This is a genomic window from Flavobacterium sp. (assembly GCF_052437795.1).
GTDB lineage: Bacteria > Bacteroidota > Bacteroidia > Flavobacteriales > Flavobacteriaceae > Flavobacterium.
Genome location: NZ_JBQVPA010000004.1, coordinates 24963 through 38091, shown reverse-complemented (window position 1 = coordinate 38091; position 13129 = coordinate 24963). Strand labels below are relative to the sequence as shown.

General features: G+C 44.2%; 11 protein-coding genes. 7 read left to right on the top strand and 4 right to left on the bottom strand.

Annotated features, from left to right (window positions below; genetic code table 11):
- Genes ACT6R0_RS12870 through ACT6R0_RS12860 form a run of 3 tightly spaced genes read left to right on the top strand, consistent with a single transcriptional unit; the run spans position 1 to position 3686 of the window.
- Entirely contained in the window at positions 1–1458 is a 1458-nt protein-coding gene (locus tag ACT6R0_RS12870; RefSeq protein ID WP_444654479.1) for a sulfatase-like hydrolase/transferase, read from the top strand.
- 2 nt (positions 1459–1460) lie between these two features.
- The gene (locus ACT6R0_RS12865; RefSeq protein WP_444654480.1) at positions 1461–2402 is read left to right on the top strand and encodes a GNAT family N-acetyltransferase; all 942 of its coding nucleotides are present in this window, start codon (positions 1461–1463) and stop codon (positions 2400–2402) included.
- Between the two features lie 12 nt (positions 2403–2414).
- Positions 2415–3686, top strand: a complete 1272-nt coding sequence (locus ACT6R0_RS12860; protein WP_444654481.1) for an O-antigen translocase — start codon at positions 2415–2417, stop codon at positions 3684–3686.
- Here the strand turns inward: ACT6R0_RS12860 and ACT6R0_RS12855 are convergent.
- Complete coding sequence (locus ACT6R0_RS12855) at positions 3678–4820, bottom strand: glycosyltransferase family protein (RefSeq protein WP_444654483.1); 1143 nt, start codon at positions 4818–4820, stop codon at positions 3678–3680. The genes ACT6R0_RS12860 and ACT6R0_RS12855 overlap by 9 nt on opposite strands.
- Positions 4821–4860: 40 nt before the next feature.
- Here ACT6R0_RS12855 and ACT6R0_RS12850 point away from each other — a divergent pair, with 40 nt between their 5' ends.
- Both ACT6R0_RS12850 and ACT6R0_RS12845 read left to right on the top strand, forming a co-directional pair.
- Positions 4861–5985, top strand: coding sequence for a glycosyltransferase (locus ACT6R0_RS12850; RefSeq protein WP_444654484.1), 1125 nt, complete (start codon positions 4861–4863; stop codon positions 5983–5985).
- Positions 5966–6367 carry a sugar 3,4-ketoisomerase gene (locus ACT6R0_RS12845; RefSeq protein ID WP_444654486.1) on the top strand — a complete coding sequence of 134 codons (402 nt, stop codon included), beginning with the start codon at positions 5966–5968 and terminating at the stop codon, positions 6365–6367. Before ACT6R0_RS12850 ends, ACT6R0_RS12845 begins: the two co-directional genes overlap by 20 nt.
- Here ACT6R0_RS12845 and ACT6R0_RS12840 read toward each other — a convergent pair.
- Both ACT6R0_RS12840 and ACT6R0_RS12835 read right to left on the bottom strand, forming a co-directional pair.
- Positions 6357–7280: a glycosyltransferase family 2 protein gene (locus ACT6R0_RS12840; protein WP_444654487.1), complete on the bottom strand. Its 924-nt coding sequence runs from the start codon at positions 7278–7280 to the stop codon at positions 6357–6359. The two genes, ACT6R0_RS12845 and ACT6R0_RS12840, sit on opposite strands and share 11 nt — an antisense overlap.
- 6 nt (positions 7281–7286) lie before the next feature.
- Positions 7287–8165: a glycosyltransferase family 2 protein gene (locus ACT6R0_RS12835; protein WP_444654488.1), complete on the bottom strand. Its 879-nt coding sequence runs from the start codon at positions 8163–8165 to the stop codon at positions 7287–7289.
- 88 nt (positions 8166–8253) lie between these two features.
- On the opposite strand from ACT6R0_RS12835, the gene ACT6R0_RS12830 reads away from it, so the two are divergent.
- Positions 8254–9072, top strand: a complete 819-nt coding sequence (locus ACT6R0_RS12830; protein WP_444654489.1) for a 2OG-Fe(II) oxygenase — start codon at positions 8254–8256, stop codon at positions 9070–9072.
- Positions 9073–9156: 84 nt separating this feature from the next.
- Here ACT6R0_RS12830 and ACT6R0_RS12825 read toward each other — a convergent pair whose 3' ends face one another.
- Positions 9157–9840: a cell division ATP-binding protein FtsE gene (locus ACT6R0_RS12825; RefSeq protein ID WP_444654490.1), complete on the bottom strand. Its 684-nt coding sequence runs from the start codon at positions 9838–9840 to the stop codon at positions 9157–9159.
- Between the two features lie 267 nt (positions 9841–10107).
- On the opposite strand from ACT6R0_RS12825, the gene ACT6R0_RS12820 reads away from it, so the two are divergent.
- On the top strand, positions 10108–13122 hold the full coding sequence (locus ACT6R0_RS12820) for a tetratricopeptide repeat protein (protein ID WP_444654491.1): 3015 nt from the start codon (positions 10108–10110) through the stop codon (positions 13120–13122).
- The last annotated feature ends 7 nt before the right edge of the window (positions 13123–13129 follow it).

Here is a 13129-nt window from a genome sequence, read left to right as displayed (position 1 = left end):
ATGAGAGACAGGTTTAATAAATTTTTGGATAGTACGCGGCATATACCCTTGCTGGCAGGTTTCATTAGCGGATTGTATCCGTTCCTGTTCTTTTACAGCAACAATTATACATCTGTCAATTCCTGGCAGCATGCCGGTTTTTTCTTTCTTTGCTATGTAGTTACTGCAATGGCCGCCGTGGGTATTGCTTTTGTATTTTTCAGCACTATAGAAAAACTGAAGCCGTACAAGGCACATTTGCTGTTCGTGCTGCCTGTCATGGTTATGGCGTCGATGCTCTCGTATGCCATGTTTTTTACGTTTAAAAAAAAGGTTTTATTGGCGCTCCTCATAATTTTGGTGCTCCTGTCCTTAAAATTGCATAAACACTATAAGCGACTGCTGGCATTGATCGTTTTCATGGCTCTGATGCCGCTTTTTAAGGTTGCCGTGCATGTGTATGAAGATATGAGACCTATGCATTGGGTAGATTTGCCTGATGATATTGCCAAAGCAAAATTCAGGCATAAGCCTAACATATACATGATACAGCCCGACGGATATGCAGGAAAGTCAACAATGGAAAAGCCTCCCTATTCTTATACCAATGATTTTTATGGCTGGCTCGAAAATAACGGATTTAAAGTGTATGAAGATTTTAGGAGCAATTACCCGGCAAGCCTCACCTCTAATGCTTCTATGTTTGCTATGAAGCACCATTATTTTGATGCTGTAATGTTCCCTGCCATAGAAATGCCGCGCGCCCGAAAGGTTATTTTAGATAACAGTGCTGTAAGGATCTTCAAAAATAATGGATACAGGACCTATTTTTTAGCAGAAGACGAGTATTTTCAGCAGAATTTAAGTGATGGCATTTATGACTATTATAATATAAAAAAAACCGACATTCCATTATCAACCAATGGTGGAAAACTGGAAAGAGAGGTTTTTGGCGACCTTGAGTTTGCTGTTAACGAGGAAATTTCCAGGCCGAAATTCGTTTTTGTTGAAAAAGTATTGCCTCACCATATTCATTTTGACGGGACAGGTATAGAAGCAGAAAGGAAAGAGTATCTTGAAAAGACGCAGGAAGCTAATAACTGGCTTAAAAAAGCCATTGCCCTTATCGAATCCAAGGATAAAAATGCCGTTATCATTATTCTTTCTGACCATGGCGGGTGGGTAGGTACTAAAGATATAACAGAATTTCATACCACAAATAGGGAAGAACTTATCCGTTCTGCTTTTGGCAATATGGCCGCAATACGCTGGAATGGCGTGACACATGATGTATATGACCTGCGGTTGCGGTCATCTGTAAATGTGTTCCGCGTTTTATTTTCTGCCCTGAGTGAAAATACTTCGTATCTTGAACATCTGGAAAAAGATGAAAGCTATAATATACATTGGGGTAGCTTTAACAATTCGGTACACACGGTCATTGATGCAAATGGGAAGGTAGTAAGGGAAAAGCATTAGTCATGGAATATACCATAAAAAAATACGAACCGGCAGATTTTACACAATGGAATGATCTCATAGCGAAGTCCAAGAATGGTACCTTCCTGTTCCATAGGGATTTTATGGAATACCACAGTGACCGTTTTGAGGATCTTTCACTATTGGTTTTTGAAGGGCATAAGCTCATAGCGGTATTTCCAGCCAATAGGGTGGGGAATGAAGTGCATTCCCACCAAGGGCTTACTTATGGAGGACTTATCCTCCAGGGGAGCATTGGGGTTGAAAAGGTAGAAAGTATTTTCGGATCTATAGAAGATTGGCTGAAAGAGCAACGCATTTCAGGACTTTACATAAAGCAGGTCATTTCCATTTATCATAAAGAGCCCGCTAACGAAATCGATTATGTTCTATTCAAAAAAGGCGCTTCGCTTTATCGTCGCGATATGAACCTCGCCATTGATCATTCGCTGCCGCTAGCCATTTCAAAAAGCAAGATGAAGAATTTCAGGAAGTTTTCGGCTTATGGATTTAAAATAAGACAGGAAAATGAATTTAGCGGCTTTTGGGATGAGGTATTGATACCCAGGCTGGGTGAAAGGCATGGCGTAAAGCCTGTACATACCAAAGAGGAGATACAATCGCTGCATGACAGGTTTCCCGATAATATCCTTCAATACAATATTTATTATGAAGGGACGATTTTGGCAGGCATAACCTTATTTCATTTCGGCAATGTGGTAAAATCCCAATATGGCGCAACAACTGACAGCGGCGAAAAGATGAGGGCACTTGATCATCTGTTCATATACCTGATACAAAAGTACAGGGATGAGGTTGATTATTTCGACATGGGCACCGTAAATGAGCAGCAAGGGAAAGTGTTTAACAGAGGTTTGCTCAAACAAAAAGAAGAACTGGGATGCAGAGTATATTCACATGATCATTATTCGCTAAAACTATAATTGGGTATAAACTTGGATCTTATAAAAAACATATTCAAAACCAATTTATTCAAAGTAACCTCGCTAAATTCCGTAAGCGTCTTAGTGCGTATGGCGGGAGGTTTCCTTGCCTCCAAAATGACTGCCGAATTCATAGGGCCGGCCGGTATGGGACTGCTGGGCAACCTGCGCAATTTCCTTACATCGCTCGATACCTTCTCTACCCTGGGCTTCCAGAACGGCATCATAAAATACACGGCAGAGAACAGCGCCGATGAGGAAAAACTGTACCGTACGCTGGCAACTGTTTTCATTTCGATACTTTTTGCGATATTGCTGATCAGCGGGCTATTGTTTTTTTTATCAGCATATTGGGATGCCTGGGTGTTCAAAACAGGTGAGTATGCCTGGGTATTTAAAGTGCTGGCATTTTCGCTGCCGTGGTATACAGGCAATCTTGTTTTCATGGCGGTATTAAATGGCCTTGGCCGGTACAAAAAAGTAATAGGGATTACGATATGGGGCAATGTTACCGGCGTATTGCTTTCGGCGTTGCTTATCTGGAAGCTCGGCATCGCGGGTGCCTTTTTGGGACTTATACTATATCCCGCGCTAATGTTCCTCTTTTCGTTTTATCTGCTCTACAGAACTTTTCCGCGCTTCCCGTTCCTTCGCTGGAAATATTTTGATACCACGCTGCTCAAAGGCCTGTGCTCCTACAGTACCATGGCGCTTGTCACGGCTGTTTGCAGTTCGCTGGTCTATATATCGCTCCGCAGTAAGCTGATGGTTACCTTCAGCGAGGATGAAGCCGGATTTTGGGAGGGCATTAACCGGATATCGTCTTTTTACTTTTTGTTTGTCAGTACATTACTAACGTTGTACTTTCTTCCAAAGCTTTCGCAGGCAAAAAATACTATAGAAACAAAGGCTGTGTTTCGTGCTTATTATAAAGGCATAATCCCGGTATTTGCCTTTGGGCTGATACTCGTTTACCTGTTGCGAACATTCATCATCAACTTGATACTATCAGATGAATTCCTTCCAATGGATGATCTTTTCATCTGGCAGCTTTTGGGCGACTTTTTTAAGGCCTGCTCACTAATACTGGGGTACGAAATACTTGCCAAAAAGCAAACCCGCATATTCATAATGACCGAGATCATGTCATTTGTTGTAATGTATGTTTCAGGTAATTATTTAATAGGGATATATGGGAGTGAGGGGGCTGTAATGGCTCATATGTTTACATACGCAATATACCTGTTAGTTCTAGCCTTGTATTCAAGGAAAAAACTATTCTGACATTCCCCACTTCTCCAAATATTTCCCGGCCACAAGAAGGTGCGAATGCTCCCGCTCTATGAACGCCCTTGCCCTTTTGCCCATGGCAATAATTTCCGCAGGATTTTCTATGAGCGAAGATAACTCTGCTGCGATAGAATTTACATTCGGCAGCGCGTTAACGGCTACTTTTTCGGTAAGGCCGTAATAGTTATTGAATTCTTTTTCGGCACCGGTAAACACCGCCTTGCCTTTGGCCATTGCCTCAAGTGCATTAAATCCCTGGTCGTAGGCATATACCTGGTCGAGCAGGATGTGGGCTTTATTATAAAGGTTGATATATTGGCTGTACGGAACATTTTCAGCCACTACAATTTCTATCTTCCGGCCATATTTTTGGTTAATGATCTCTAGCGCTTTCTCGAAGAAAGGAATACCTTTCTTTACATAAGTGCCGCGGTTGATACCCAGAAAAATGATCACTTTATCGGTAATTTCGGGTTTTATGTAGTCCAGCTTTTCAATGTTGATAGGGTTTGGAACAAGCCCCAGGAATTTAGGATGTCCTTCAAGCGGGAGATAGTAATCCATGTCGCTGGCTATGACACCGGAGATATTCGCAAATACAAAGTCGTGCAGCTTTTTATGGCTTTTGGAAAGATAATCAAAAATATAGCGGTAATGTGGCGCGTTGCTATTGTCGGCATGGTACGGATCCATCAGCGAATATCTTAGTTTATCATCGAGCATGTATCTTACCGATATGTGATCGATCCCGCAGGACAGGAGAAATGTTTTTTTATTCTGCTTAAAAAGCCTTGCTAACAGTCTTTTTTCGAATCCGGGTGTGGTTTTAACAGGGGCTTCATTGATGAGCTGTACCACATCATATCCTTTGAGCTTTTTTAAGAGGAAATAGAACCGCAAACCGCGTTCCAGCTTCGCAAGGTCATATTTAAATATCCTGAATAGTGCCTGCCGGGGTATGTTTACGATCTTGTTTTTTGAGAACAGCGGCTCTATGGAGTGATCTGTGGGGAGCTGCTTGAAGCCATCGCCATCACCCACCAGTATGACTTCATGGCCCAATGCGGTAAGCCCTTCTTTCAGGGAATTGTGCAGCCTGCTGTATTCGCCTACCAGTAAGATCCTCATGAATGATTATATTTGTCCCGAAAGTAACCAATAAACACCAATGGCACAAACCCATTCCGCCAAAATATGCCTTGTAGGCGACATGCTCGCGCACGGTGGCGCCGAAAGGGCACATGCAGCTTTGTCGCGATACTTTGCAGGCATGGGGATCGAAGTGCATAATATCATAGTGCAGGATGTGATCGCTTACAGTTATGCAGGCGAATTGCTGAACCTGGGGAAGGAAAAAGATGATGCCAACGGTTTTACTAACAAATTCAGGAGGCTCCGGATCCTGAGAAGCTACGTGAAGAGACATAGGTTTGACTATATCATCGATTTCAGGATGCGCCGTAAGCCATTACAGGATTGGCTCATATCAAAATTCGTTTTTACAGTTCCTACTATCTATACTGTACGCAGTTCCAATATCGATTGGTACATGCCGCGGCGATCCTGGCTTACAAGGGCTATTTACGGGAAAAGCTATGGTGTTGTTGCCCTTAATGATAAGATGAAGCGGCATATTGAGAAGTGCCACGGACTGAAGAATGTGGCCACCATCTATAATCCTATCGACGCGGAATACATAGCCGCCAGGTTACATGAAAGCCCGCCCACAGAAGCATTCCGCTACATTATCGCAGCCGGAAGGCTGAGCGATGATAATGTGAAGCAGTTTGATAAGCTCATTGAGGCCTACGCGGTTTCTGAATTGCCGTCGAACAATGTGCGGCTTATGATCCTTGGGCAGGGTGTGCTGTTCGCTAAGCTTCAGAAACTTGCGGATTGGCTTGGGCTGCAGGATAAAATTGTTTTTAAAGGCTATCAGGAAAATCCGTATGTTTACATGCGCGATGCCTTATTCTTTGTCCTTTCGAGCAGGTTTGAAGGAATGCCGAATGTGGTGTTGGAATCGTTGGCATGCGGCACTCCGGTCGTAGCATTCGATTGCTTTACGGGCCCGTCGGAAATTGTCGAAGATGGAAGGAATGGGCTCCTCATAAAAGACCAGGACTTTGCGGAACTGACAAGGGGCATCAACAGGATGTATGATGATAATGCATTATATGCCCGATGCAAGGCAAATGCTGCGGGAAGCATTGAAAAGTTCTCGTTGGAAAATGTAGGGCAGGCCTGGCTGGATTATCTTAAAATAAAAGCAAATGGATATTCAAATTATTGACATACCAAAGATAAAGAATGCCAACGGGAATATCGGCGTGATCGAAAATGACGTGGTTCCTTTTGACATCAAAAGGGTGTACTACCTCTACGATGTGCCAAGCTCGGCCAAAAGGGGAGGGCACGCGCACAAGAAATTACAGCAGCTGCTGGTAGCCCTTTCCGGGAGTTTCGACGTGGTGCTTAAAGATGGCACGGGAAAGCAGATCATAACACTTAACAAGCCAGACAAAGCATTGCTCATTACCAGCAATATATGGCGTGAACTTGAAAATTTCTCATCAGGTGCGGTGTGCATGGTAATAGCGTCGGAAGTATACGAGGAAGAAGATTACATTAGAGATTATGAGTCGTTCCTTGAGTATGTAAAAATCAATAAGTAGTCGGGTTAAGTCCTTTCTTTGCCAGTGTTTTTTTTATTGCTTTTATGTGGCGAAGTATAAAAGCAGGTGCAGCCAGCAGCAGCCGTTGTTTCCAATTGAGGTTGGATGTGTCGATAGCGATTATCAGCTTTTTAGCAGTTGCATCATCACCGGCCATTTTATAGCGCTTAGCCATAGTATAACGATGAAAGTCGAGGTATTTTTTCAGGGGTTGATTACCGGGATTTTCACGCTCATATTTATCATGGTCAATGATAATTTTGTCCTTCATTGACGAGTGTGTAATTTGGTTTTCGGAATTCATTATTATCCTTGCCATAGCCACGTTGTCATAAGCTAGTTGATATTCAAGATTAGCCCGTACATTAAAGTCAACGTCTTCTCCCATAGTAATGGATTCATCGAAATAACCTGCTAAATCAAAAACATTTTTTTTTATACACAGGCTTGAATAACAATAAATATGCTGCCTGCGCTCTTTCTCAAAAAAATCAGTGACTATCCCATTTTTTATTGGAAAATGATGTTGAATGACAACATTGCCAGGATGCTGTTCGTCATACTTGGTTGAAAACAATCCTGCTTCCGGATACTTTTGGATCAGGCCATGTATCGTTTCAAGAAATTGGGGCTGCCAGATGTCATCGGCATCGAGGAAAGCGATATATTCGGCCTGTGCGTTGCGTATACCGGTATTGCGTGATGCCGATAGCCCTTTATTCTTTTCGTGGCTCACGAAATGTATCCTGCTGTCCTCTATTTGTTGCGCAATAGCGAGGCTGTCATCGGTAGATGCATCGTCTACTACAATTATTTCAAAGTCAGTGAAAGTCTGCCCCAATACGCTGTTAAGCGTTGCGGTAATGTAGTTGCGTTTATTGTACAGCGGTATTACGACAGAAAAGTAGGGCATCAGGGATTACTTTATAGCACAAATATAACCCAACCTGTAGATATCAAGGCAAAAAAGGTTGGGGTCTTTCTTCAGGATCATTTTCTTCAGGAACGGCTCAACCATTTTGAAAAAGAGGCCTGTGAGTGGTGCAAGGCCAAGGCCTTTGAGCTTTTTATAGTGCTTCAGTAACGAATTGATCTCCTCAATGCCTTGCGCTTCGGCAAGCAGCTTTTTCCTGTTTCGTACCGATTCCAGGCATTTTTCAAAAAAAACTTCATTGCTTTCGAGCCCCAAATGGTAGATAGGATTGTCGATATGGTTAACAGCAACATTATTTTTGTAGAGACTGTAAGCAAAGAAATTATCCATGCCATACAAATTGGCACCATCGGGATAATTGTTATCTAAAAAAATGTTTTTATTGACCAGTATATTGCCTGAAAATATTGTGCTATAAGGAGTTTTGCTTCTTTCAGAGGCAATTTTTTCCTCCCGATAGGTGCCATATTTGTGGCGAAGTACGTTATGTTGACTGAAATCATCAGACCTGTACGAATAACCGCCAAACACTATCCCGTTATATCCAAAAAAAGGCAGATATTTAACAATAAAGTCATTCTTAACAGGAACAACATCAGCATCAAGGAACAGTAACGTTTCATATCTGGCCGTCTCAGCAAGTTTTTTCCGCGACAGCGTACGGCCCAAATTTGTGCCGCTTTCTATATAAGTACAGTGCATCAATGCCGAAATGTTTCGGTTACGTGCTGTGTAGGCAGGTTGCGAGCGGTCGTCAATTACTATGATCTCAAATGCAACGCCGGCCCCGGTGCATTGGCGATGAACAGCGTTTACCAAAGCCGTAATGTCATAATTATATGTGGGGATGAGTACCGAAAGCATAGGATGCAAATGTAATAAAAACGCAGGGAGGGTCAACATATTTTACATAGCTATGGCTTATCTTTGGAAGATAAAACATTAAACGATCATGGACAGGAAATCCTACGCCGACCTTGTTTATAACAAAATCACTGAAAACAAAGAATCTCTGAAAGAGCAATATGTAAAAAGCAAGGATGCCATAGGCTACTTTTTTCTCGATGATCTGCTTCCTGAAAATTTGGCTATGGAAATTTACCGCGCCTTCCCCAAAGCTGACGAAATGGTGCATAAAAAAAGCATCAGGGAAGATAAATTTGTAGCTGCCCAAATGAACAAATACGACCCGTTGCTCGAGGAGATCATCTACGCATTTCAGGATAAGCGCATTGTGGACGTTGTTTCAGAAATATGTGGGTTAAATGGCATCATGCCCGACGATAACTTATACGCGGGCGGCATTTCGGCAATGGGGCACAAACAGTTCCTTAATCCTCATCTTGATAATTCCCATGATAAAGACCGTGAACGATGGAGGGTGCTCAATCTTTTATACTATGTTACGCCTAACTGGGACCAAGCCTATGGCGGCAACCTCGAACTGTGGCCCAATGGTATGCGCGAAAAGCAGGTCACTATACACAGCAAATTCAACCGCCTTGCCGTAATGGCTACCCATAACAAGTCGCTTCATTCTGTTTCCCCCGTGACCTACGAAGGGCTGCGATGCTGTGTGTCCAATTACTACTTCTCCAAAGAGCCGCTACTGGCTACCGACACTTTTCACGTAACATCTTTCCGCGGCAGGCCGGAAAACAGACTTACTGATGCTATCCTGCAACTAGATGCCGCAGTAAGGATGGGGCTTAGGAAAATTTTTAAAAAAGGCGTACGGGAAAATCCTCATGTTTATAAGAAGGAAGAATAAATGATAAACCCTGCCAATTGAACCGGCAGGGTTTATCATTTTATAGCGTCTACTATCTAACAATCCAAGTATCCAAAAATCTAACTATACCGTCCTTTGCACCACTTCAAACAACGTCCCCTCGTCGCATTTAAGTGTTTTGGAAGGGAACTTCATCAGCAATGCATAATCGTGCGTAGCCATGATAATGGTCTTGCCATTCTGGTTGATCTCGCGAAGCAGGTTCATTACCTCCACGCTGGTTTGCGGGTCGAGGTTTCCCGTGGGTTCATCGGCAAGTATCACTTCCGGATCATTAAGCAGGGCACGGGCTACGGCAACACGCTGCTGTTCACCGCCCGATAGCTGGTGCGGCATTTTATTGGACGAATGTTTCATGCCTACTTTGTCCAGTACCTCATCGATCTTTACCTTCATCTCCTCACGCTCGTTCCAACCGGTAGCCCTTAATACAAAGTGCAGGTTATCGAACACGGTGCGGTCCGGCAGCAATTTAAAATCCTGGAATACAATGCCTATCTTCCGGCGCAGGTAAGGAATGTCCTTCTCGCGCAGCTTTTTAAGGTCGTACTCTACGAATGTCCCTTCGCCCTCCTTCAGTTTAAGGTCGGCATACAGTGTCTTCATGAAGCTGCTCTTCCCCGATCCGGTCTTCCCGATGATGTAAAGGAATTCACCATGGTTCACCTCAAGGTTAATGTTGGTAAGGATGGCATTGCCCTCCTGGAAGATATTTACGTTCTCTAGCGAAAGTACGGCCTGCGACATAGTGTGTGCGAGTTTGTTTTGGTAAAAGTACTAAGATAACGGCGGTATACAAAATTTTATTTTTTTCGCTTCCGGCTTATTTGGTTTATCCACAGGCAATTGTTAATAAATAGCAGTTAATAATAAATTAAAGCCTTTGAGGCAGCGTAGGTATATTCGTAAGTTTGGCGTTGCGGACTCCCACAATGGGGGATCTGGGCATTATACTAAATCCCTGTGAAGGTCCGTTAAATATAACAAAGCAATTGATCACTAAAAACACGAACTATGCGCATACTTAAAAGGTCCCTCCCGTTTTTGGTGCCGCTGTACGGGCTCACGCTCTCGGCACAGCAGTCGGCCATCTACACCCACGAGCTAAAGGATTATGAGAAAGCTGTGGCGCTTTATAACGACAAGCAGTACCAGGCTGCACAGATACTTTTTGAAAAGACAAAAAGCAGCAATCAGGAGATGGACATCCAGGCAGATTGTGCATACTATATTGCCTCGAGCGCCATAAAGCTCAACCAGAAGAATGCCGACGAGTTGATGGAGGACTTCATTGAAGATCATCCTACGAGCACCAGGCAGAACCAGGCATATATAGAGGTCGCGGGCAACCATTTCCGCCAGGGCCGCTACAAGCAGTCATTGGAGTGGTATGATAAGGTGGACGAGGGCAGCCTCGGCGAAACCGACCGCGACCGCTACAACTTCCAGAAGGGCTACAGCTATTTTAGCGCAGGCGATAAAAAGAATGCAGATAAATATCTTTTGAAAGTCAAAGACTCTAAAGAATACGGTTCGCAGGCAAAATACTACCTGGGCTTTATGGCTTATGAAGGTGATGATTATAAAAAAGCCAGCCAGTACTTTGAGCAGGTGGAGGACAAGGAGAAGTACAGCGAAAAGATGTCGTACTTCCAGGCTGACATGGCATTCAAGGAAGGGCAGTTCCAAAAGGCTATTGATCTGGGCGTGCCGCAATTGCCAAAGAGCGATGCCAACGAAAAGTCGGAGCTTTCCAAGATCATTGGCGAAAGCTATTTTAACCTTGGGCAGTATGATAAGGCCATCCCGCACCTTAAGAATTACCGTGGTAAAAAAGGCAAGTGGAGCAATACCGACTTTTACCAACTGGGTTATGCGTATTACAAGCAGGGCAACTATGAGAACGCGATAACCGAGTTCAACAAGATCATAGGCGGTAACGATGCCGTGGCACAAAATGCTTATTACCACCTTGGCGAAAGCTACCTGAAGACCGGTAAGAAACAGCAGGCGCTCAACGCGTTCAAAAATGCATCAGAAATGGCTTTTGAGCCAAAGATACAGGAGGATGCCTGGCTGAATTATGCCAAGCTGAGCTACGAGATAGGCAACCCATACCAAAGTGTGCCGGAAGTGTTGGGTAATTTCCTTGAGAAGTACCCGGCAACACCATTCAAGCAGGAAATACAGAACCTGCTGATCGATTCGTACATCACATCGAAAAACTATACAGAAGCCTTAGTGCTGCTGGAGAAGAACAAGTCGCCGGAGAACAGGGCGGCCTACCAAAAGGTAACCTTTTATCGTGGCATGGAACTCGCGACAGACGGCAAGCACCAGGAGGCACTGGCGCTGTTCAAAAAGTCATTAGCGGAGCAAAGGACACCAAGGATCACGGCGCGTGCGACATTCTGGAAAGCTGAAACCGAATATAATCTTGAGCAGTTCAACGAGGCGCTCATCAGCTACAAGCAGTTTTTAGGCATGGGTGAGGCAAAGACTACCCCTGAATTTAAGAATATCCATTACAACATTGCCTATGCTTACTTTAAGCAGAAGGAATATGAGCAGGCTGCAAAGCATTTTGCCGATTATGTGGCTGTAGCCAAAGATGACAAGGTGCGGCTTAACGATGCATTGCTTCGTATGGGCGACAGCAACTTTGTGACCGGAAAATACTGGCCTGCAATGGAGGCCTACAACAAGGCAATTGACATGAAAGGCATCGATGCGGATTATGCGTTGTTCCAAAAAGGAATCAGCTACGGTTTTGTAGGCAGGAACGAAAAGAAGATCGAAGACCTGACCAAATTCGCACAGGCGTATCCAAAGTCGAAATATGCCGATGATGCACTTTACGAGTTAGGTAACACTTACGTAACCGAAAAACAGACCGATAAAGCCATCCAGACCTACGACAGGCTTATCGCGGAGTATAAGACAAGTACCTATGTGAGCAAGGCCATCATGCGCCAGGCGCTCATTTACTATAACGCCGAGAAGGACGACCAGGCGCTTGCAAAATTCAAAAAGGTAGTTGCCGAGTTCCCGAACACGCCCGAAGCCATGGAAGCGGTTGAGACGGCACGCCTGATCTATGTTGACAGCGGCCGTACCGATGAATATGCTGCCTGGGTGAAAACGCTGACGTTTGTAGATATCAGCGATGCCGATCTGGACAATACCGCATTTGAAGCTGCTGAAAAGCAATACCTTCAGAACAATACCAAGCAGGCTATCTCAACACTGAGCAGCTATGTATCGAAATTCCCGAACGGTATCTCATCGCTAAAGGCGAATTTCTACCTGGCGCAGTCATACTATGCTGACGGTCTGGAGACGAATGCCATTCCGCACTATGAGTTTGTGATCGCCAAGTCCAGGAGCGAATTCACAGAGCAGGCACTGGCAAGGCTTTCGGAAATATACCTGAAGAAAAATGATTATGCCAAAGCGATACCGGTATTGAAAAGGCTGGAGGCTGAGGCCGACTTCCCGCAGAACGTAACCTTTGCCCAATCCAACCTGATGAAAGGGTATTATGAAGGGAAGGACTATGCCAATGCAGTGGTATATGCCGATAAGGTACTGGCGAACAGCAAGACCGAAGACAGGGTGAAGAGCGATGCCCAGATCATAGTGGCGCGTTCGGCGATAAAGACAAATGATGAGGTAAAGGCCAAAGCGGCCTATGCCAAACTGCTTACCATTGCCAAAGGCGAGCTTGCCGCAGAGGCAATGTACTATGATGCCTACTTTAAAAATAAGGAAGGAAAATTTGATGCTTCGAACACTGTGGTGCAGAAGCTGTCCAAAGACTATTCGGGTTACAAATACTTTGGCGCGAAAGGCCTTGTCGTAATGGCTAAAAACTATTACGGCCTGAAGGACAGCTACCAGGCGACCTATATCCTAGAGAGCGTGATCAAGAACTTTACGGCCTATCCGGAAGTGATCCAGGAGGCTCAGGCGGAACTTGACATCATCAAAGGCGAAGAAGCGAAACGTAACTCATCCATCCAAAACTAATGCAAGC